This window comes from Chitinophaga barathri, assembly GCF_003807585.1.
Lineage (GTDB): Bacteria > Bacteroidota > Bacteroidia > Chitinophagales > Chitinophagaceae > Chitinophaga > Chitinophaga barathri.
This window is the reverse complement of the sequence record NZ_RMBX01000014.1, coordinates 209,353-229,028: the sequence shown is the minus strand read 5'-3', so window position 1 is coordinate 229,028 and position 19,676 is coordinate 209,353. Positions and strand designations below refer to the sequence as shown.

General features: G+C 50.9%; 23 protein-coding genes. 18 read left to right on the top strand and 5 right to left on the bottom strand.

Annotation, left to right across the window (positions count from 1 at the left end; genetic code table 11):
• Positions 1–31: 31 nt before the first annotated feature.
• The 8 genes from atpE (at position 32) to EG028_RS23650 (ending at position 7,746) form a co-directional block, all read left to right on the top strand.
• Positions 32–295 carry an ATP synthase F0 subunit C gene (gene atpE / locus EG028_RS23685; RefSeq protein WP_120518686.1) on the top strand — a complete coding sequence of 88 codons (264 nt, stop codon included), beginning with the start codon at positions 32–34 and terminating at the stop codon, positions 293–295.
• Between the two features lie 88 nt (positions 296–383).
• Positions 384–878: a F0F1 ATP synthase subunit B gene (gene atpF, locus EG028_RS23680; RefSeq protein ID WP_120518687.1), complete on the top strand. Its 495-nt coding sequence runs from the start codon at positions 384–386 to the stop codon at positions 876–878.
• 22 nt (positions 879–900) lie between these two features.
• Complete coding sequence (gene atpH / locus EG028_RS23675) at positions 901–1,461, top strand: ATP synthase F1 subunit delta (protein WP_120518688.1); 561 nt, start codon at positions 901–903, stop codon at positions 1,459–1,461.
• 90 nt (positions 1,462–1,551) lie between these two features.
• On the top strand, positions 1,552–3,129 hold the full coding sequence (gene atpA, locus EG028_RS23670) for a F0F1 ATP synthase subunit alpha (RefSeq protein ID WP_120518689.1): 1,578 nt from the start codon (positions 1,552–1,554) through the stop codon (positions 3,127–3,129).
• Between the two features lie 491 nt (positions 3,130–3,620).
• Positions 3,621–5,777: a TonB-dependent receptor gene (locus EG028_RS23665; protein WP_120518690.1), complete on the top strand. Its 2,157-nt coding sequence runs from the start codon at positions 3,621–3,623 to the stop codon at positions 5,775–5,777.
• A gap of 20 nt (positions 5,778–5,797) precedes the next feature.
• Positions 5,798–6,445 carry a hypothetical protein gene (locus EG028_RS23660; RefSeq protein WP_123864776.1) on the top strand — a complete coding sequence of 216 codons (648 nt, stop codon included), beginning with the start codon at positions 5,798–5,800 and terminating at the stop codon, positions 6,443–6,445.
• Between the two features lie 64 nt (positions 6,446–6,509).
• Positions 6,510–6,809 carry a winged helix-turn-helix domain-containing protein gene (locus EG028_RS23655; RefSeq protein WP_120518692.1) on the top strand — a complete coding sequence of 100 codons (300 nt, stop codon included), beginning with the start codon at positions 6,510–6,512 and terminating at the stop codon, positions 6,807–6,809.
• 91 nt (positions 6,810–6,900) lie between these two features.
• Complete coding sequence (locus tag EG028_RS23650; protein WP_120518693.1) at positions 6,901–7,746, top strand: class I SAM-dependent methyltransferase; 846 nt, start codon at positions 6,901–6,903, stop codon at positions 7,744–7,746.
• A 1-nt stretch (position 7,747) separates the two neighbouring features.
• On the opposite strand, the gene pdxA is transcribed toward EG028_RS23650, so the two are convergent.
• Positions 7,748–8,827, bottom strand: coding sequence for a 4-hydroxythreonine-4-phosphate dehydrogenase PdxA (gene pdxA, locus EG028_RS23645; RefSeq protein ID WP_120518694.1), 1,080 nt, complete (start codon positions 8,825–8,827; stop codon positions 7,748–7,750).
• Between the two features lie 108 nt (positions 8,828–8,935).
• Here pdxA and rsmA point away from each other — a divergent pair, with 108 nt between their 5' ends.
• The 4 genes from rsmA (at position 8,936) to EG028_RS23625 (ending at position 11,723) form a co-directional block, all read left to right on the top strand.
• A complete protein-coding gene (gene rsmA, locus EG028_RS23640) occupies positions 8,936–9,685 on the top strand; it encodes a 16S rRNA (adenine(1518)-N(6)/adenine(1519)-N(6))-dimethyltransferase RsmA (protein ID WP_120518695.1) in 750 nt (249 codons plus the stop codon).
• Positions 9,682–10,608: an NAD(P)-dependent oxidoreductase gene (locus tag EG028_RS23635; RefSeq protein ID WP_120518696.1), complete on the top strand. Its 927-nt coding sequence runs from the start codon at positions 9,682–9,684 to the stop codon at positions 10,606–10,608. Before rsmA ends, EG028_RS23635 begins: the two co-directional genes overlap by 4 nt.
• Positions 10,609–10,768: 160 nt before the next feature.
• The gene (gene greA, locus EG028_RS23630) at positions 10,769–11,242 is read left to right on the top strand and encodes a transcription elongation factor GreA (RefSeq protein WP_120518697.1); all 474 of its coding nucleotides are present in this window, start codon (positions 10,769–10,771) and stop codon (positions 11,240–11,242) included.
• Positions 11,243–11,333: 91 nt separating this feature from the next.
• A complete protein-coding gene (locus EG028_RS23625; RefSeq protein WP_120518698.1) occupies positions 11,334–11,723 on the top strand; it encodes an HIT family protein in 390 nt (129 codons plus the stop codon).
• A 1-nt stretch (position 11,724) separates the two neighbouring features.
• Here EG028_RS23625 and EG028_RS23620 read toward each other — a convergent pair whose 3' ends face one another.
• Entirely contained in the window at positions 11,725–12,426 is a 702-nt protein-coding gene (locus tag EG028_RS23620) for a response regulator transcription factor (RefSeq protein ID WP_120518699.1), read from the bottom strand.
• A 162-nt stretch (positions 12,427–12,588) separates the two neighbouring features.
• Positions 12,589–13,152 (bottom strand): crossover junction endodeoxyribonuclease RuvC, encoded by a 564-nt coding sequence (gene ruvC / locus EG028_RS23615; protein ID WP_120518700.1) that lies wholly within the window; start codon positions 13,150–13,152, stop codon positions 12,589–12,591.
• A 66-nt stretch (positions 13,153–13,218) separates the two neighbouring features.
• Between ruvC and EG028_RS23610 the strand changes: the two genes are divergently transcribed.
• From EG028_RS23610 to EG028_RS23600, 3 genes are read left to right on the top strand one after another with little or no spacing between them, the layout of a single operon-like run.
• The gene (locus tag EG028_RS23610) at positions 13,219–14,175 is read left to right on the top strand and encodes a lysylphosphatidylglycerol synthase domain-containing protein (protein ID WP_162946611.1); all 957 of its coding nucleotides are present in this window, start codon (positions 13,219–13,221) and stop codon (positions 14,173–14,175) included.
• 10 nt (positions 14,176–14,185) lie between these two features.
• The gene (locus EG028_RS23605) at positions 14,186–14,980 is read left to right on the top strand and encodes a DUF3108 domain-containing protein (protein WP_120518702.1); all 795 of its coding nucleotides are present in this window, start codon (positions 14,186–14,188) and stop codon (positions 14,978–14,980) included.
• A gap of 59 nt (positions 14,981–15,039) precedes the next feature.
• Complete coding sequence (locus EG028_RS23600) at positions 15,040–15,741, top strand: response regulator transcription factor (RefSeq protein ID WP_120518703.1); 702 nt, start codon at positions 15,040–15,042, stop codon at positions 15,739–15,741.
• Positions 15,742–15,815: 74 nt separating this feature from the next.
• Here the strand turns inward: EG028_RS23600 and ruvB are convergent, their stop codons facing one another.
• Positions 15,816–16,844 carry a Holliday junction branch migration DNA helicase RuvB gene (gene ruvB / locus EG028_RS23595; protein WP_120518852.1) on the bottom strand — a complete coding sequence of 343 codons (1,029 nt, stop codon included), beginning with the start codon at positions 16,842–16,844 and terminating at the stop codon, positions 15,816–15,818.
• Positions 16,845–16,923: 79 nt separating this feature from the next.
• On the opposite strand from ruvB, the gene EG028_RS23590 reads away from it, so the two are divergent.
• On the top strand, positions 16,924–17,904 hold the full coding sequence (locus EG028_RS23590) for a M20/M25/M40 family metallo-hydrolase (protein ID WP_120518704.1): 981 nt from the start codon (positions 16,924–16,926) through the stop codon (positions 17,902–17,904).
• Between the two features lie 34 nt (positions 17,905–17,938).
• Here EG028_RS23590 and EG028_RS23585 read toward each other — a convergent pair whose 3' ends face one another.
• Positions 17,939–18,793: an endonuclease/exonuclease/phosphatase family protein gene (locus EG028_RS23585; RefSeq protein ID WP_120518705.1), complete on the bottom strand. Its 855-nt coding sequence runs from the start codon at positions 18,791–18,793 to the stop codon at positions 17,939–17,941.
• Positions 18,794–18,936: 143 nt separating this feature from the next.
• Between EG028_RS23585 and EG028_RS23580 the strand changes: the two genes are divergently transcribed.
• Positions 18,937–19,317, top strand: coding sequence for a hypothetical protein (locus EG028_RS23580; protein WP_120518706.1), 381 nt, complete (start codon positions 18,937–18,939; stop codon positions 19,315–19,317).
• Positions 19,318–19,353: 36 nt separating this feature from the next.
• On the top strand, positions 19,354–19,599 hold the full coding sequence (locus EG028_RS23575) for a hypothetical protein (RefSeq protein WP_120518707.1): 246 nt from the start codon (positions 19,354–19,356) through the stop codon (positions 19,597–19,599).
• The last annotated feature ends 77 nt before the right edge of the window (positions 19,600–19,676 follow it).

The following is a 19,676-nucleotide window of genomic DNA, read 5'->3' as shown; positions in this document are numbered from 1 at the left end:
TAATCTTTAATTTCAAATACACAATTTCATTATGGCACTTTTAACTGTTTTAATGCAGGCTACTGAAGCTGCTTCTACAGGTCTGGCACAGGCTGGTGGCGCAATCGGCGCTGGTATCGCTGCTATCGCTGCTGGTATCGGTGTAGGTAACATCGGTAAGAGCGCACTGGAATCCATCGCTCGTCAGCCCGAAGCTGCTAACGACATCCGTGCGAACATGATCCTGGCAGCTGCGCTGGTAGAGGGTGTTGCCCTCTTCGGTGTAATCGCTGGTCTGCTGGCGGTAGTTCTGTAAGAACAAACTTATTACTGCATCCGGCGCACAGGGCAATGGATGCAGTAATTCTTATCATTCGTAAAGAATAAAACTTAAATACTGATATATGGATTTGTTGATGCCTGAATTAGGCTTATTCTCCATTTCACTGCTGATCTTCATTATCGTTTTCCTGATCCTGAAGAAGTTTGCCTGGAAACCCATCCTCGCCACCCTGAAGGAGCGTGAAGATTCTATCACAGATTCCATCGCTACCGCTGAGCGCGTGAAAGAGGAAATGGCACAGATGAAAGCCGAGCACGAACACGTACTGGCCGAGGCAAAAGCAGAACGCAGCAAGATATTAAAAGAAGCGAAGGAGCTGAAAGACCAGATCATCAGCGAAGCCAAAGCGCAAGCACAGGCTGAAGCCAAAAAGATCGTACAGGACGCTTCCGTTGCTATCGAAAACCAGAAACTGGCGGCCCTCACCGAAGTGAAGAACCAGGTGGGCAACCTAGTGATCGAAGTGGCGGAGAAAGTACTGCGCAAAGAACTGTCAGACAAAAAAGCACAGGAAGCCTATATCGGTCAACTGGCGTCTGAAATCAAAATGAACTAATTAACCGGCTGAATAAAACATTATGCAGAATCCCCGTTTAGCAACCAGATACGCTAAATCGCTGATAGACCTGGCGGTGGAGAGGAACGAGCTGGATGCAGTGCACAGCGATATACTGCTGTTGCAGGCGATCACCCGCAGCAATGCGGACGTGGTGGCTTTGCTGAGAAGCCCGGTAATTAAAGCCGATAAAAAAATAAAGATACTGGGCGCCATCCTGGATGGCAAGATCAGCGGTATTACCACTGGTTTTATCCGCCTGCTGGCGATCAAAGGAAGGGAAGCAGTACTGGCTGAAATAGCCGGTGAGTTCATCAGGCAATACAATGCGATCAAACAGATCACACAGGTAAAACTGACCTCCGCCGCTCCCCTGGAGCCCGCATTGCTCAACATGATCCGCGAGAAAGTAGAAACATCCACAGGGCGCAAGATACAGCTGGAAACAGCCGTAAATCCCGACCTGATCGGCGGTTTTGTACTGGAGACAGGCAACAACCTGTTCGACGCTTCTGTGCTCCGCGACCTGATGGACATTAAGAAACAGTTCCTCAAGAACATCTACGTGCCCGAGATCAGATAATTGTATTTAACAGCAGCCGCTGCGTATCCGCAAAGCTGTTGTCGTTATATTTAGTTTAAACCTTAACGACTCTTTTAAAAAAGCATAACAATGGTTGACATTAAGCCAGATGAAATTTCGGCGATATTACGCCAGCAACTGAGCAACTTCAACGCCTCCGCAGAACTGGAAGAAGTTGGTACCGTGCTGTCAGTAGGTGACGGTATCGCCCGTGTATATGGTCTCAACAACGTACGCTCCGGTGAGCTGGTTGAATTCGAGAACGGTGTAAAAGCCATCGTGTTGAACCTGGAAGAAGACAACGTGGGTGTGGTATTGATGGGTTCTTCCGCAGGTATCAAAGAAGGCGCCACCGTACGCCGCACCAGGCAGATCGCTTCCATCAAAGTGGGCGAAGGCATGGTAGGCCGCGTGGTGAACACCCTCGGCGAACCGATCGATGGTAAAGGCCCCATCTCTGGCGAATTATATGAAATGCCCCTGGAACGTAAAGCTCCCGGTGTAATCTACCGCGAACCCGTAAAGGAACCGCTGCAGACAGGTATCAAAGCGATCGACGCGATGATCCCCATCGGCCGTGGCCAGCGTGAGCTGGTGATCGGTGACCGCCAGACCGGTAAAACCGCCATCTGCGTGGATGCTATCATCAACCAGAAAGAATTCTTCGAAGCCGGCAAACCGGTTTATTGCATATACGTAGCGATCGGCCAGAAAGCATCCACCATCGCAGGTGTGATGAAAACCCTGGCAGACAACGGCGCTCTGGCTTATACCGTGATCGTAGCCGCTTCTGCATCTGAGCCCGCTCCGCTGCAGTTCTACGCTCCGTTCGCCGGCGCAGCCATCGGTGAGTTCTTCCGCGACACCGGCCGTCCCGCACTGATCATCTATGATGACCTGTCCAAACAAGCCGTGGCTTACCGTGAGGTATCCCTGCTGCTCCGCCGCCCCCCCGGCCGTGAAGCATATCCCGGTGACGTATTCTACCTGCATAGCCGCCTGCTCGAACGCGCCGCGAAGATCATCGCGCGTGACGACATCGCTCAGCAGATGAACGATTGCCCCGAATCTATCAAACACCTCGTGAAAGGCGGTGGTTCCCTGACGGCCCTGCCGATCATCGAGACACAGGCCGGCGACGTATCCGCATACATCCCCACCAACGTGATCTCCATTACCGACGGCCAGATATTCCTGGAAGGTAACCTGTTCAACGCAGGTATCCGCCCGGCTATCAACGTAGGTATCTCCGTAAGCCGCGTAGGTGGTAACGCACAGATCAAATCCATGAAAAAAGTATCCGGTACCCTGAAACTGGACCAGGCGCTTTACCGTGAAATGGAAGCGTTCTCCAAATTCGGCGGTGACCTGGATGCGGCTACCAAATCCGTACTGGACAAAGGTGCCCGTAACGTGGAAATCCTGAAACAACCCCAGTTCAGCCCGTTCAGCGTTGAGAAACAGGTAGCTATCATCTACCTGGGTACTAACGGTCTGCTGCGTGAAGTGCCCGTGAAAAACATCCGCGCTTTCGAAGATGCCTTCCAACACGAAATGGAAGTGCGCCTGCCGGAAGTACTGGGTGAATTCAAAAAAGGCAACCTGCCCGAAGATGGCATCAAAAAAATGATCGCCCTGGCAGACGAACTGAAACCCAGATTCGCTTAATAGCATTTTTGCTGTCAATATTAAAAGCCTCCCGCGCAAACGGGAGGCTTTTTTGTACCCCCCAAGCCCCGTTTTTCCTGAAATATCTAAAAAACAGTTTTACTCTTATAAATGTATGGTCTGCCTACCTGTATTTGAGATAATAAATTCATAATCAATTACAAATACTTTACTCTCCTTTCTACTAATCTACTGACATCCTACTGCCATCCTCCGACGATCCTCCGACCGTGTTCGGTCGTAGCAAGGGTTTGAGGTACTTTGGTCGGAGGATCGTCGGAGGATGGTCGGAGGATGGCCGGAGGATGGGCGAGGTTTTCGCTGATCCTTCCGCCGTTTTCACCGGGTTTTTGCCCCCGTTTACCTAATAGTTCACCCGAAACTATTTGATAATCAATGCCAGCCTGTTTTCACTACCCGCCGGTTTTAACAGATCGTTAGGTTTATATTATAAACTAGTCTACTTTTGATATGCCATTTAATCTAACTGTATGCTCAAGCCATTTGCCATTTGTTTCCTCATTCTTCTCCCTATATTTTTACGGGCCCAATCGGTCACCGTAAAAGGGAAGATCACCGATGCCAAAAAACGGCCCCTCGCCGGTGTCAACATCGCCATTAAAGGTTCCTACGACGGCACCACCTCTGCCAAAGACGGCAGTTTTTCCTTTACCACCTCCGCCACCGGGGAACGCATCATCACCGCTTCCCTCACCGGCTTCCAGACGCTTGAAATCAAAGCAGAACTGGGCGCCCTCCAGGACTTTAACCTCGTACTGAAAGAAACCGTGAACGAACTGAAAATGGTGACCATCTCCGCCGGCAGCTTCGAAGCCAGCGACGAAAAGAAAAACACCATGCTCAAACCCCTGGACATCGTGACCACCGCGGGGGCAAACGGCGATATCGTAAGCGCGCTTAAAACCCTGCCCGGCGCACAGCAGGTAGGGGAAAAAGAAGGGCTCTTCGTGCGCGGCGGCACTGGTACGGAAACGCAGACCTTCATTGACGGTATGCTGGTGCGGAATCCTTTCTCCACCGGTATGCCGGACTTTGCCGCCCGCGGCCGTTTTTCGCCCTTTCTTTTTAAAGGCACTACCTTCAGCAGCGGCGGTTATTCCTCGCTCTACGGCCAGGGCCTCTCCAGCGCGCTGATCCTCGAATCCACCGATCTGCCCGAGCGCTCATCCTATTCACTCGGCGTGATGACCATCGGCGGCAGCGTGGGTGTGGACAAACTTTCCAACGATAAAAAGAAAGCATACGGCTTTGAAGTGGACTACGCGAACCTCAGCCCGTATTTTAAACTGGTAAAACAGAAACAGGAGCCCGTGGTAGCCCCCCAGAGCCTCAACTTCTCCACCAATTACCGCCTGAAAACCTCGAAGACCGGTATGCTGAAACTTTTTGTGACCGGCAGCTGGAACAAATTCGGCTTCCTCGGCGAAAGCCTGGAGTACCCGGGGGAAAAGGAAGAATTCAGGGTCGAGAACAAATACATTTACACGAACGTAAGCTGGAAAGAAAGCCTGGGCAACGGCTGGCGCATCCAGCTGGGCAGCTCTTTCAGCACAAACCGCGACAAGATCTACATGGACACGATCAACAAATCGCCGCAACCCAGCCGTGTGAACGCACGCCAGGACTTCTCTCAGTTCAGGGCAGTGCTCAGCAAAAACCTCGGCAAGTTCTCCATGCTGCGCGTGGGCAGCGAGTTCCAGTATGCGGATGAAAGAAGCGCGCTGAACAATATGCACGCGGACTATGTGGACAGCTACAGCGCCACTTTCGCGGAAGCGGATATTTATTTCACGCCGCGTTTTGTAGGCCGCTTTGGTACCCGCTTTGAATATACTTCCGTGCTGAAAGCCGCGAACATCGCGCCGCGCGCGTCCCTTGCCTACAAGCTGGACGCGAAAAGCCAGGTGGCCTTCGCCTACGGCGAGTTTTACCAGAAACCGGAGCAGCAGTACCTGCGTTTTTTCCGTGACCTGAACTACCAGCGGGCTACGCACTACATTGCCAGCTACCAGCGCGTAACGGAGTTTTTCACCTTCAGGGGTGAAGTGTTTTACAAAGAATATCACGACCTGCTTAAAACCGTTCCTTCTTTCAACAATAACGGTACCGGCTATGCGAAAGGCGCGGAGCTGTTCTGGAGGGACCGGAAAAGTATTAAGAACGTGGACTACTGGGTGTCTTACTCCTACCTGGACACCAAACGCGATTACCTCAATTATCCGTACGAAGTACAGCCGGACTTTGCCGCCAATCATACCGCATCGCTGGTGTACAAACATTATATTCCTTCCGTGCAGCTGAATATCGGCGCCACGTATACATTCGCCACCGGCAGGCCGTATTACAATCCAAACCGCCCCCGGAGCGAGTTCATGCAGGACCGCACGCGTACGCTGAACACACTGGGCCTGAACGTGAACTATCTCACCACTATCGGGAAAGGGTTTACGGTATTTGTGCTGAGCATTACGAACGTGCTGGGCAACGACCAGGAGTATGGTTTCCGTTATTCTTCAGACGGCCTGAGAAGAAACATGGTAGGCCCGATGGCGCCGCGTTTCTTTTTTGTGGGCATGTTCATGAGTTTTGGTATAGACCGCAGGCAGGAAACGATCGACAGACAATAACATCTTAAAACCCGACTAATATGAAAAGGATCCTTTTTTCTTTAATGGCTGTGGCCGGCACCATCTTTACCGTACAGGCGCAGAGCGACCAGTACAAAAGCGCCATGAAACAGCAGGTAGCTTTGCTGGACAGTAACAGTACGTTTACCGTAGGCGGCATGCAGCAGCTGGCCAATACTTTTGAGCGCATTGCGGAAGCCGAAAAGACACAATGGCTGCCTTATTACTATGCCGCTTATTGCCGCGTGAACGAGGCGTTTATGACTGAAAACAAAAGCAAAACAGACGAGATCATCGACAAATCCGTGCTGAATATCGAAAAAGCGCAGGCGTTAAAAGGCCCTGATTCCGAGATCTCCTGCATCCTTTCCCTGATCGCATCCGCCCGCATTGGGGTGGACCCGATGACCCGCGGTATGAAATACGGCCCCGAATCCGCAGAGCTGCTGGAAACCGCGCAGAAACAAAACCCGGAAAATCCCCGTGTGTTCGTATTGAAAGGCCAGAGCGCGATGTACACGCCTGAAGCATTTGGCGGCAGCAAAACAAGGGCGAAAGAGATGTTTGACATCGCGCTGAAAAAATTCGCCACTTTCAAACCCGAAAGCGACATCGCGCCAAACTGGGGCGAAGGATATGTAAAAGAGCTGATCAAACAGGTCCAATAATTTTATTACTTTACGGGCAGTACAACCTACTGCCCGTAATTTTCATAACACCAAACAACTGTTGATGGACTTTAAAGAACTGGACCCGGTATTACATTCCCAATTGAGGCTGGCAGTGATGTCTGTACTGATCAGTGAGCAGGAAGCGGAATTCACCTACCTGAAGGAAAAGACAAACGCTACGGCGGGCAATCTCAGCGTGCAGATCAACAAGCTGAAAGAAGCTGAATATATCGAAGTGATCAAACAGTTCCGCGACAATTACCCGCAGACCATTTGTAAGATCACGCCCAAAGGCGAAGCGGCATTCCAGGCATACGTTAATTCCATTCAATCTTATCTATACGCAGGCAAAAGAAAGTAATCGTGTTCCATAACTGAAAACGGGATGCAGCGCAGTTTGTTAACTTCATCGTCCGCGCGGCGCATATTTGTATACCCATAAAGGACACAGGATGGAACTACTTGATCAAAAACTCAAAGTGGCGCCCACAGCTGCTGTAGTGCTGTTACAGGCCCGCCCGCTCTACACCTCGGGGCTTACCGCCCAATACTTCTCCATGCTCGATTTCGGGGACGTCCAGGAAATTTCAGGAGAGATCGGCAAGATCTTCAAAGACTTTACGGAAATAGTGATCTACCGCAAAAAGTTCGTCCGTCACCTGCTGGATCAATATCTACAGGATGGCGTGCCGGTGCAGGTATGCATCATGGGCGCCGGGCTGGACCCGCTTTCCCTCTGGCTCCAGGAAAACTACCGCGCAGCCATCAGCGGCATCTACGAGGTGGACAGCTCGCATCTTGATTTAAAATCATCGTTATACAACAGGCTTTTGCCTGATCCATCCATTGTTCATTTCATTCAGGCGGATATCACAGATACCCTGCATCTGCTGGATAAGCTCCGGGATGCGGGGTATTCTCCCGATAAGCCCACCATTATTGTATTTGAGGGGCTTATCCATTACATCCCGGATGAGCTTTTCCTGAACACGATGCAGGTGTTCCGCACGCCGAACAAGACCAATGTGGTGGTGATGGATTACATGTTGCCGGAAGATTATATCCCGGAGCATACGCTGCCCATGTATGGGGCGGTGAAGGCCAAAATAGAAGCTTTTATAGACGGGAAGTTCTATACCTACAGCAGGCCGCAGGTGTTCCGCCTTATTTCCGTATTACGCGGCGATGTAGCGGGAGTGGATTCCCTGCAGGACATTGAATTTAAGCTGAACGGCCGCAACGAGCTGTTCTATGAGGAAGGGGAAGGATTTATGGAAATGGTTTCTTTTTACCTCTAGTTTATACCGCGCCTTTTTCGGAGATCAGTTCTGTTTTCTTCAGCGGGTTACGGGTATTTTCCGCGTATGTTCTCCGCTTTTCGATCACATCGAGGCAGGTGAATACCGCCTGTCTGAAAGAAGCTTCGTCCGCGGTGTTTTTACCGGCGATATCGAAAGCCGTGCCATGGTCCGGGGAGGTGCGCACGATGGGCAGGCCCGCCGTGTAGTTCACGCCTTCGCCGTTTGCCAGTGATTTGAATGGGATCAGGCCCTGATCGTGATACATGGCCAGCACGGCGTCAAAGCTGGTGAACATTTCGCGGGCAAAAAACGCATCGGCGCTGTAGGGGCCGAAGGCGAGGATGCCGTTATGTTTGGCCTGCCTGATAGCGGGCGTGATGTGTTTGATCTCTTCGTCGCCTATCAGCCCTTCGTCTCCCGCATGCGGGTTCAGCCCCAGCACGGCGATCCTCGGGTTATCTATGCCAAAGTCCTTCACCAGGCTGTCTTTCATGATATTCAGCTTGCTGAGGATGTTTTCTTTAGTAACATACTTCGCTATTTCGGCAACGGGTACGTGCTCGGTAAGCAGGCCCACGCGCATGTTTTCGGCGGTCATGAACATCAGCACGTCTTTGCTCTGGAAAGCGTTCTGGAGGTAAGGGGTATGACCGGTGAAGTCAAAATCCTTGCTCTGGATGTTCTTTTTGTGGATGGGGGCGGTCACGAGACCTTCTACCTGCCCGTCTTTCAGGCATTCGATGGCTACGGCCAGCGAGCGGGCGGCGTATTTGCCACCGGTCTCGTTCAGGATGCCCGGGATGATCTGCACTTCTTCCTCCCAGCAGTTGAACACGCTCACCTGTTTGGGATTGAGGCGGGTGAAGTCCTTTATGGACTGGTAATTGAAGTTGTTTTCATTGAGCAGCTTCCGGTAAAAATTGATCGTTTTGTTCGAGGCAAAGATCACCGGCGTACAAAGTTCGAGCATTCGGTTGTCCGCGAAGGTCTTGATGATGATCTCCATGCCGATGCTGTTCAGGTCTCCAACTGATATCCCGATCACGGGGCGGTTCGTATGTGAAGTGGCTGTGCTCATATGTTGTACGGGTAAAAGTATCAGACAAATATACGGTGAATAGTTGACAGATTACCGGGCGGGGGCAAACTGGCAAGGATTCCTTAAATTTGCAGCTTATTCCATTTCATGTATACGCTCAAGAAGTCATTAGGTCAGCATTTCCTCCGGGATGAGAACATGTGCAGGCAGATTGTGGATGCCCTGCCCGTAGAGGAAGGCATGCAGCTGCTGGAGGTAGGCCCCGGTGCGGGCGCCATCACGAAATACCTGCTTGAATTGCCCGTGCAGTTCAAGGCAGTGGAGCTGGATGCGGAAAAGGTGCGGTACCTGGAGCAGACCTATCCCGCTATCCACGGGAAGCTGATCAATGAAAATTTTCTCGAGATGAAACCTCCCTACGAAGGGCAGTTTTCCGTCATCGGCAACTTTCCTTACAATATCTCCACGCAGATCATGTTCCAGGTATTGGAATGGAAAAGCCAGGTGCCGGTGGTAGTGGGCATGTTCCAGAAAGAGGTGGCGCAGCGTATTGCGGCCAGCCATGGGAATAAAGAATACGGTATCCTGAGCGTACTGCTCCAGGTGTACTACAAAATAGAATACCTGTTTGAAGTACATGAAAACTGCTTCAACCCGCCGCCAAAGGTCAAAAGCGCCGTCATCAGGCTCACGAGGCTGGAGAAACCGCACGAGGTGAAGAACGAAAAGAAGTTCAAACTGCTGGTAAAAACCGCGTTCGGCCAACGCCGCAAACAGCTGCGCAACCCGCTGAAAGGCCATTTCAACAAAGAATATTTACAGGAACCGATATTTACAAAAAGGGCAGAAGAACTTTCCGTAGCGGATTTTGTAGCCCTGGCTGAACACATGTTATGAGCAAAAAAGTATTAATCACCGCCAAAGTTCACGAATACCTGATCAACGAACTGGAGGCCAAAGGTTACACTGTCAACTACCAGCCTTCCATTACCTACAACGAAGTGCTGCAATCCATTCACGATGTGAACGGCCTGATCGTTACCACCCGCATTAAAGTAGACAAAGCTGTGATAGACCGCGCCGGCCCGCTGGAGTGGATCGGCCGCCTGGGCTCGGGCATGGAGCTGATAGACGTGGAATACGCCGAAAGCAAAGGCATTCATTGCGCCAGCAGCCCCGAGGGCAACCGGGAAACGGTGGGGGAGCAGGCAGTGGGCATGCTCGTCATGCTGATGCACAACCTGCTGAAAAGCAGCCTGGAATTGCGGGAGAACATCTGGGAGCGGGATGGCAACCGGGCCTGGGAGCTGGGTGGCAAAACCGTTGCCATCATCGGCTACGGCCATACCGGCAGCGCCTTTGCGCGCAAGCTGCGCGGCTTCGACATGCGCATCCTGGCTTATGATAAATACAAGAAGGATTTCGGGAACGAATCCGTGGAAGAGGCGGATATCGAAACGGTGTTCCGCGAAGCGGATGTGGTGAGTTTTCACCTGCCGCTGAACGACGAAACGCGGCATATGGGGAACCTGGAGTTTTTCAGTTCCTTTGCCAAGCCCATATACCTGCTCAATACTTCCCGCGGCAAAGTGGTAAGCACGGCGGACGTGATTGCGGCACTGGAAAACGGGACGCTGGCAGGCGCCGGGCTGGATGTGCTGGAGAATGAAAAGCTGGACACTTTCGGGGAAACGGAGAAACAGCAGTTCCGTTTTCTGCTGGACCATCCGCGGGTGGTGATCACTCCTCATATCGCGGGTTATTCGCATGAAGCGAGTATCAAAATGGCGAAAGTGGTGCTGGAAAAGCTAAACGTTTAGCAGGCCGGGAAGTCTCTATATTAGCGATTTTTATATGTGAAACAGGGTGTAGAGGCTACAACATATTTTCGTTATATTTGCGATAATCATACTGAATTGACGTCTTTGCGCAAGCGGGGGCGTTAATTTTTTTTTCTTTATACTAAATCAAAACAAGGTTATGTCTGGCGTAAATTATGTAACCAAAGAATCCCTTGAGCAAATGAGGACTGAGCTTACGCAACTCAAAACCAAAGGCAGGGCTGAGATTGCCAAGGCAATTTCTGAAGCGAGGGAAAAGGGGGACTTGAAGGAAAATGCTGAATATGATGCTGCCAAAGAGGCGCAAGGTCTTCACGAGGCTAAGATCGCCGTACTGGAAAATGTTATTGCCAACGCCAGGGTAGTGGAGGCCGATGAGATTGATACCTCTAAGGTTTCCGTTTTGTGTAAGGTGACCATTACCAACCTGGGTACCAAAAAAACGATGACCTACCAGCTGGTGTCCGAAAAAGAAGCGGACCTGAAGCTGGGTAAAATTTCCGTGACCTCACCTATCGGCAAGGGGCTGCTGGGCAAAAAGGTAGGAGAAGAAGCGGATGTGGTGGCGCCGAATGGTACCATGAAGTTTAAGATCGATAACATCACCGTATAGACGTACGGCGCTGAATATTGAAAAGGCCCCGTTTGGGGCCTTTTTTTATGGGGATTTATAACGTAGCTTAGTTGTTGCTTAATCAATTATCATGACCATTTTTTCCAAGATCATCAAAGGCGAGATACCGAGTTACCGCATTGCAGAAAACGATCACTTCTACGCCTTCCTGGATATCTTTCCGCTCATGGAGGGTCATACGCTGATCGTGCCCAAAGTGGAAACCGATAAGTTTTTTGACGTAAGCGACGAGCTGATGGCCGAGTGGCTGTTGTTTGCCAAACCCATTGCCAAAGCCATAGAAAAGGCGGTGCCCTGCAATCGTGTAGGCATGTGTGTGGTAGGCCTTGAAGTGCCGCATGCGCATATGCACCTGGTGCCCATCAATTCTGCTGATGATCTGAACTTTACGCGTGCCAAACTGAAATTGAGCCCGGAGGAGTTTAAGCAGGTACAGGAGCGGATAATAGCGGGATTGTAATTTACAAGGTCGTTACATAGAATTTGAAACCGATGCCGTGGAGTGTCTCCAGCTTCACGTCCTTATCGTCCAGGAAGTGTTTTCTGATCTTGGTGATAAAAACGTCCATACTCCTTCCCAGGAAATAATCGTCTTTACCCCAGACATGGTACAGGATCTCTTCGCGTTTGAGGGTTTTGTTGGCATTTTCACAAAAGAACTTCAGCAGGTCCGCTTCTTTCTGGGTGAGGCTGGCTTTGAGTTTGCCGGCTTTATCCATGAGTTTCAGCTCTCCGTAATCGAATGTGGTTTTGCCCACGGTGAAGGTGGTGCGTTTGTCTGCGTTCAGGGGTCGGGTACGTTTGAGGAAAACCTCTATGCGCAGCAGGAGTTCCTGCATGCTGAAAGGTTTTGTTACATAGTCATCCGCGCCATGTTTGAATCCGCTGATCTTGTCTTCGTCCTGTGATTTGGAGGTCAGGAAAAGAATAGGAATAAGGTCGTTACGCTGCCTGATCTGTTTGGCCAGTTCAAACCCGTTCTTTTTGGGCATCACTACATCCAGCAGGCATATGTCGTACAGGCTTTTTTGAAACGTTTTCCAGGCAATTTCACCATCAGAGCAATGCGTCACTTCGTATCCCGATTCTTCCAAACGTTTTTTGGTAATTGCACCCAGGTTATAATCATCCTCCACTAGTAATATTCTAGCCTTCGTATCCATCTACGAAAAATATTAGGGGTGATAAAAGGAATAAAATTTCATTTGTAACGTTGCAGTTTGCGCTTTACGGTACTTTTAAAGCGCCTCAGCCTTAATTTAGTTCAAAATAAGTACATTTTCTCAATTAACAAACATCGGCCTCCCTCTTTTGTTCAATTGATGCTACGGCTTGCAAACCCTTTCCGGATGCTGCTGAAGGAATTTATCCCAGCCTTTTGATTTGCTGGCAGTTGCGAGCGGGCTGGTTTCCTGGAAGTGATGACACACCGCTACAGCCAAAGCATCCGTGGCATCAAGGTATTCGGGTTGCTCACTGAATTTGAGTATCCGCTGCAGCATCTGCCAGACCTGCTCCTTATTAGCATTACCATTACCGGTAATCGATTGTTTAACTTTTTTGGGGGAATATTCAGACACGCTCAGCCCCGCCTGCATGGCCGAGGCAATCGCCACGCCCTGGGCTCTCCCGAGCTTGAGCATACTCTGCACGTTTTTTCCAAAGAAGGGAGCTTCGATAGCGCAACTAACAGGTTTGTGTTGGCCGATGAGACTGATCATCCGGTTGTGAATAGCCTGGAGCCGCTCGTAATGGTCTTTCTTGGGATTCATTTTAAGCACGCCCATTTCAATGATCACCAGCTGCTGCCCCGTAACGGCAATCAATCCATATCCCATGATGATGGTCCCGGGATCTATGCCAAGAATTATTTTCGTATTGTTTGCCAAGCGGAGACTATTTTTGCCAAAACTCTGAAACGTCTGAACAAAAGTACCAAAATAATCCTCAATTACGTGCTGGGCGGAGCGTTGTGCATCTGGTTAACCTTCGCCATCTACCAACAGGTGCAGAACCAGCAGAACCTGCCTGCGGCCTGGACCCATATGAAGGAAATGGTACTGGAACGGGGCTGGAAGCTGCTGATACTGGTGGTGATCATGATGTTTGCCAACTGGGGGATCGAGGCCCGGAAGTGGCAATTGCTGGTAAAACCCCTGGAGGAGGTTCCGTTCAGAATAGCTTTCAGCGCCATCCTGAGCGGCGTTTCCCTTTCGGTGAACACCCCGAACCGTATCGGGGAGTATGGCGGGCGCATCCTTTACCTCCGCAATCCCAACAAACTGAAAGCCATTGCGGCCACCATCGTGGGCAGCTTCTCCCAGTTGATCATCACCATCGTTTTCGGGATGATAGGGTTTATTTATTATATTAATAAATATGGACTTACTGGCCGGAGCGGGTATTTTAAGCCTGAAACGGCTGAGAAATTACTGTTAAGTATACTCACGGTCATTTGTGTGCTCGTTTTTATCCTTTATTTTCGGTTGCGGATTATTGTTACCCTGGTGGACAAAATACCCTGGCTCCGGAAGATAAAGGTGTTCATACAGATCATTGCCCGATATTCCCCGAAAGAACTGGAGAAGCTGCTGCTCCTGAGCGCAGTGCGTTACCTGGTGTTCTCGGCACAATATTTGATTTTATTATATGCGTTGGGCGTGTCATTTGTATGGTGGCAGGGCTTCCTGATGATCAACGTGATCTATATTGTAATGGCGGTGTTACCCACTATCGCCATCGCGGAGATCGGGCTCAGGGGAAGCGTCAGCCTCCATTTTCTGGGGATGCTGAGCACCAACACTGCCGGTATTCTGGCCGCCACCGTAGCCATTTGGCTGATAAACCTGGTATTACCCGCTGCCATCGGCAGTATTTTGCTGCTGGGGGTAAAAATTTTCAAGGACAAATAGCGATCGATCGATGAAGTATTTTCTATTGTTATTTTGCGGGTTAACTTTTTTAGCCACAGGCGCAGCCGCGCAGGACAACTTCTGCGGCATCTCCAATACCAGCTTCAAAGCGGGGGAATCCATCACATTCAAGGTATTCTACAACCTCGGCAGCGTTTTCGTAGGCGCCGGCGAAGCCACCTTTACCTCCAAACTGGAAAAGTATAACGGGAAAGACGCCTATCACGTAGTAGGCGAAGGCCGCACCTACCGCACTTACGACTGGATCTTCAAAGTGCGCGACAAATACGAAAGTTATATCGATACGGCCACCATGCTGCCGATGCGTTTTATCCGCAATGTGAGCGAGGGCGGCCATACGATCTACAACAACGTGGGTTTCAACCGCGAATCCAACACGGCCACCAGCACAAACGGCACCTTTAAAGTGCCCAATTGTATCCAGGACGTGATCAGCGCCATCTATTACGCCCGGAACATCGATTTCTCCAAATACAAACCGGAAGATAAAATACCCTTCACCATGTTCCTGGACGATGAAGTGTATAATATCTATATCCGCTACCTCGGCAAGGAAGAAGTAGCCACCCGCTACGGCACCTTCAGGGCCATCAAATTCAAGCCCCTGCTCATCAAAGGCACCATCTTCGAGGGCGGGGAGCAGATGACCGTATGGGTGAGCGACGACGGGAACAAGATACCCCTGCGGGTGGACAGCCCCATCTCCGTGGGCAGCATCAAGGTGGACATGATCAACTACAGCAACCTCCGGCATGCCATGAGCTCCCTTGTCAAGAAAAGATAGCCCGGAACCGGGTTTCATCTTTATCCGTTATATTTGTTGCAGCTTAAAATCATTTAGATATGGAAGAACGCAAACCAAAGATCCTGCTGGCGGAAGACGATACCAACCTCGGCATGGTATTGAAAAATTACCTGGAGCTGAACGATTACGACGTGGAATTGTGCAGGGACGGCATCCTGGCGCTCGCCGCTTTCCGCCGCGAGAAGTTCGACATCTGCCTGTTGGATATCATGATGCCCAATATGGACGGTTTTAAGCTGGCCGAAGAGATCCGTGATGTGGACCCCGATATCCCCCTTTTCTTCCTTTCCGCCAAAACCATGAAGGAAGACATCATACAGGGTTACAAGCTCGGGGCGGACGATTATATCTCCAAACCCTTCGACAGTGAGCTGCTGCTCCTCAAAATAAAAGCCATCCTGAAACGCAACCAGGAGCTGAACAATAAGGAAGAAGAGCAGTTCGAGTTTAAGATCGGGCAATATCATTTTAATTCAAGGCTCCGCACCCTCAGCAAAGCCACGGACAGCCATACGCTTTCCCCCAAGGAAAACGAGCTGCTGCATATGCTCTGCGAGCACAAAAACGACCTGCTGCCGCGCGAAGTGGCCCTCAAGAAGATCTGGGGCAGCGACACCTATTTCAACGGCAGAAGCATGGACGTATACATCGCCAAGCTTCGGAAATACCTGAAAGACGACTCAAATATCGAAATCGTGAATATACACGGCAATGGCTTCAGGCTGGTCGTGAAAGATTAAGAGAGAAAGAAGTTTAAAAGAAAAAAGCACCGGAACTCCGGTGCTTTTTTTATGTCTTTATAGGAAGTGCTCCTTTAGAACAAAAGGTTCGATCCGCCTTTCAGCGGGGTCTTACCCAGGTGCGTATACGCTTTTTCCGTCACCTCGCGCCCGCGGGGCGTACGTTTGATAAACCCTTCCTGTATCAGGAACGGCTCGTACACTTCTTCCAGCGTGCCGGCTTCTTCCCCCACGGCCGTGGCGATGGTGGTAATGCCTACCGGGCCGCCTTTAAAGTTTTCGATGATAGTATTCAGGATGCGGTTGTCCATTTCATCCAGTCCATATTCGTCCACGCTCAGCGCTTTGAGGCTGAACTGGGCAATTTCCAGGTCTATCACCCCATTGCCTACCACCTGGGCAAAGTCGCGCACGCGGCGCAGCAGGCCGTTTGCTATACGTGGTGTGCCACGGGAGCGGCGCGCTATTTCAGCCGCGGCATCGGAGGTGATCTTAGAGCCCAGCAGCCCGGCGGCGCGCCAGAGTATCTTTTGAAGCGTAGCGGCGGTGTAATATTCCAGGCGGCTTTTGATGCCAAAACGGCTCAGGAGGGGTGCTGTGAGCAGGCCGGAACGGGTGGTGGCGCCCACGAGGGTGAAAGGGTGGAGGTTGATCTGAACGGAACGGGCGTTGGGGCCTGAATCGATCATGATATCTATGCGGTAATCCTCCATGGCGGAGTACAGGTATTCTTCCACGACGGTGCTCAGGCGGTGTATCTCATCCACGAATAACACGTCATTTGTTTCCAGGTTGGTGAGCAGCCCGGCGAGATCCCCGGGTTTTTCTATCACCGGGCCTGAAGTTTCGCGGATATTTACGCCCAGCTCGTTTGCCACAATACGGGAAAGGGTGGTCTTGCCCAGGCCGGGAGGGCCGTGGAACAGGATGTGATCCAGCGCTTCGCCGCGCATTTTAGCTGCTTTGATGAAAATTCTGAGGTTCTCAATGATCTGCTCCTGCCCGGAGAAATCCTCGATCTCTTTCGGCCGGATACTGTTCTCGAATTCCTTCTCAGCAGCACTCAGCCGGTTCTCATCGGGTCTTAGGTTTGAATTGGACATATCTTGGCCTTTCATCTTCAAAAGTAATGAGAAATTGTAGAGGATATTTCCATTATTTTTATCGAAATCTTTATCAGCCATGAAATTAAGCGCACTATGCCTCTTAGGCGCCCTGGCGGCGGGAATCATGCCCGCACAGGCGCAAAAGATCAGCGAAACGGAAGTGAGCCGCATCATCAGCACTTTAGCCGCAGATAGTATGCAGGGCCGCATGACCTACACACCGGGAATAGAAAAAGCATCCCTGTTTATAGAAGATGAATTCAAAAAAGCAGGCCTGCAGCCGCTTCCCGGCGAAAAAGACTTCCGCCAGCGGTTTGCCACCAGCGGCCGGAAGGTAGTTTCACTGGATTCCGCCGCCGCCGCGACCGACCCGAAGTTTCTCCACAACGTGGCCGGGATGATCAAAGGCAGCAGCAAACCGGATGAATACGTAATCTTCTCCGGTCACTACGATCACATCGGTATCCAGAAAGCCGTGGAGGAAGACAGCATTGCCAACGGCGCGGACGATGATGCATCGGGCGTTACGGCGGTGATCCTCCTGGCGAATTATTTTAAAGAACATGCGCCTGAGCGCAGCGTGATATTTGTGGCGTTCACAGCCGAGGAGATCGGCGGTTTCGGCTCCCGTTATTTTTCCAAACAGCTCGATCCTGCAAAGATCGTGGCGATGTTTAATATTGAAATGATCGGGAAAGAGTCCAAGTTTGGCCGCAACAGTGCATTTATCACCGGTTTTGAAAGATCCGATTTCGGGAAGATATTGCAGGAAAACCTGAAAGGCTCCAGCTTCCAGTTCCACCCGGACCCCTACCCGGAGCAAAGGCTCTTTTACCGGTCGGACAATGCTACGCTCGCGCGCCTCGGGGTGCCCGCCCACACTATTTCCACCACGCAGATAGATAAGGATACGCTGTACCACAGCGTGAACGATGAAGTGGAATCGCTGGACATGAAAAATATCGCGGATATTATTGAAGCAATTGCCATCAGCTCCGGCACTATTGTAGGAGGGAAGGATGCGCCGACGCGGATTGCGGAAGAAAAGAAGGATTAAAAAAAAGCCCCGGCATATCGCCGGGGCTTTTTCTTTATAAGGTGAGATTGGCAAATATCGAGTAGTGGTCCGAAGCGAACAGGCCTTTCCAGGTTTGTGTGATGGTGGCATGTTGCAGCACTTTCCAGGGGCCTTTCAGGAAAATGTAGTCGATCGGGTCTTCGGCGGTTTCATGCGCCTTGAAGCTGTTGAACGTGCAGTCCGGGCCGTAATGCGGTATTTTGCTGAGCGGTTTTGAATCTTTCAGGTGCAGCGGGTTCTGTTCATCCGTGATCACGCGGATGGGCTCGTCCGCCGGTGTGGCGTTGAAGTCGCCTGTGATCACCACGGGCAGTTTGCCGCTGATCTTTGCAATTTTTTCCAGCAGCAGTTTGGCGCTTTCGCGGCGCGCGATTTTACCGATGTGATCAAAGTGGGTATTGAAGTGGTAGAATTCTTTTTTGGTAATCCTGTCGCGGAAGCGGGCATAGGTTACGATGCGGCAGATGGCGGCGTCCCAGCCTTTGCTGCCGGTCACTTCCGGGGTTTCGGAGAGCCAGAAGGTATGTGATTGCAGCAGTTGGAGGCGGGTAGTATCATAAAAGATTGCGGAAAATTCGCCTTTTTTCTGCCCGTCGTCGCGGCCTACTCCTACAAATTTATATTGCGGAAGCCTTTGCGCGAGGTCATCCATCTGGTCCCAGAGGGCTTCCTGGACGCCCAGGAGCACGGGCTGGTGGAACAGTACCTGGGAGGCTACCTTATCTTTCCTGTTGGGCCAGGCGTTGATGCTGTCTTTCGGGTTGTTGTAACGTATGTTGAAAGACATTACGCGGATGTTGCGGTCTTGCGCCAGCACGGTGGTGGCGGCAAAGAGGCAAAGCAGCAGTGCTGAGGTGATCCTTTTCATGGGGGCCAAGTTAATAATTATACTTTTCAGAATCCATTCAAAAACCTGAGATATTATATAATTAACACGAGAAAGTCTCAGGGTAATTTTTGCGTGTCAATTCGGGAAGTCTTTAGTTTTGGCAGAGTGAAAAAATTCATCTTATGGAGAGATTTTCGTTTGACCTGCCGGCCAAGGATTATTGCCCGGTAAAGATCCAGGGCTACACATTTGAGGACGACCAGGGTTGTTTTCATGCGCACCTGCCCGGGTTGGACCTCACTGGTTACGGCGCTTCCAGACGGGAGGCCAAAGATTGCCTGGAGGTGGTGCTCCGGGCGTATTTTAAGGACATGCTGGAGAAAGGCTTGCTGGAGGAAGACCTTGCCGTCCGCGGCTGGACTTTCGGGGATGAACTGATCTGGCCGCCGCTGGATGACAATACCGGGCTGGAAGATATGCTGGAGCTGATCAAAAGCGGCTCGCCGGTACGCGGGTTCACCTGCACCCTTGATATGCCGCAACCGCAGGCATATGTTTCCTGAGCATTTAACCATTAGATCACCAAAACAATCATTACCATGAACAACCTTTCTTCATCCGGCGTCAGCCTGGATACCTTCCGTTCGTTCTTATTATCGAAGGGCTTTCAGTTCCGGTTTATTCCCGGCGGGTTTGAGAAATGGGCCCGCCCGGGGAAAGACAGGCCGGTTATCATCCGCATGTACCAGGACCCGGTGCCGCAGTTCATCGTGAGAACGGCATTGCGGGGCATATTGCTGCGGCAGGAAGAATTGCAGGCATTTATCGACCAGGAGCTGGCATAAAAAAAGGACTGCTTCAAAAGTAAAAACGAATGGGATTGATCATCGCTTAAATAAAAAATCGCGCCACCAGGTGCCCG

Bases quoted from the DNA above. Each gene is read 5' to 3' on its own strand.
- EG028_RS23625 (WP_120518698.1), top strand. From the start codon at position 11,334: ATGACCATTTTTTCCAAGATCATCAAAGGCGAGATACCGAGTTACCGC.
- EG028_RS23575 (WP_120518707.1), top strand. From the start codon at position 19,354: ATGAACAACCTTTCTTCATCCGGCGTCAGCCTGGATACCTTCCGTTCG.
- EG028_RS23655 (WP_120518692.1), top strand. From the start codon at position 6,510: ATGGACTTTAAAGAACTGGACCCGGTATTACATTCCCAATTGAGGCTG.
- EG028_RS23580 (WP_120518706.1), top strand. From the start codon at position 18,937: ATGGAGAGATTTTCGTTTGACCTGCCGGCCAAGGATTATTGCCCGGTA.
- ruvB (WP_120518852.1), bottom strand. From the start codon at position 16,844: ATGTCCAATTCAAACCTAAGACCCGATGAGAACCGGCTGAGTGCTGCT.
- EG028_RS23620 (WP_120518699.1), bottom strand. From the start codon at position 12,426: ATGGATACGAAGGCTAGAATATTACTAGTGGAGGATGATTATAACCTG.
- atpA (WP_120518689.1), top strand. From the start codon at position 1,552: ATGGTTGACATTAAGCCAGATGAAATTTCGGCGATATTACGCCAGCAA.
- EG028_RS23665 (WP_120518690.1), top strand. From the start codon at position 3,621: ATGCTCAAGCCATTTGCCATTTGTTTCCTCATTCTTCTCCCTATATTT.
- EG028_RS23605 (WP_120518702.1), top strand. From the start codon at position 14,186: ATGAAGTATTTTCTATTGTTATTTTGCGGGTTAACTTTTTTAGCCACA.
- rsmA (WP_120518695.1), top strand. From the start codon at position 8,936: ATGTATACGCTCAAGAAGTCATTAGGTCAGCATTTCCTCCGGGATGAG.
- atpH (WP_120518688.1), top strand. From the start codon at position 901: ATGCAGAATCCCCGTTTAGCAACCAGATACGCTAAATCGCTGATAGAC.
- EG028_RS23635 (WP_120518696.1), top strand. From the start codon at position 9,682: ATGAGCAAAAAAGTATTAATCACCGCCAAAGTTCACGAATACCTGATC.
- atpF (WP_120518687.1), top strand. From the start codon at position 384: ATGGATTTGTTGATGCCTGAATTAGGCTTATTCTCCATTTCACTGCTG.
- EG028_RS23590 (WP_120518704.1), top strand. From the start codon at position 16,924: ATGAAATTAAGCGCACTATGCCTCTTAGGCGCCCTGGCGGCGGGAATC.
- EG028_RS23585 (WP_120518705.1), bottom strand. From the start codon at position 18,793: ATGAAAAGGATCACCTCAGCACTGCTGCTTTGCCTCTTTGCCGCCACC.
- pdxA (WP_120518694.1), bottom strand. From the start codon at position 8,827: ATGAGCACAGCCACTTCACATACGAACCGCCCCGTGATCGGGATATCA.
- atpE (WP_120518686.1), top strand. From the start codon at position 32: ATGGCACTTTTAACTGTTTTAATGCAGGCTACTGAAGCTGCTTCTACA.
- EG028_RS23660 (WP_123864776.1), top strand. From the start codon at position 5,798: ATGAAAAGGATCCTTTTTTCTTTAATGGCTGTGGCCGGCACCATCTTT.
- EG028_RS23600 (WP_120518703.1), top strand. From the start codon at position 15,040: ATGGAAGAACGCAAACCAAAGATCCTGCTGGCGGAAGACGATACCAAC.
- greA (WP_120518697.1), top strand. From the start codon at position 10,769: ATGTCTGGCGTAAATTATGTAACCAAAGAATCCCTTGAGCAAATGAGG.
- EG028_RS23650 (WP_120518693.1), top strand. From the start codon at position 6,901: ATGGAACTACTTGATCAAAAACTCAAAGTGGCGCCCACAGCTGCTGTA.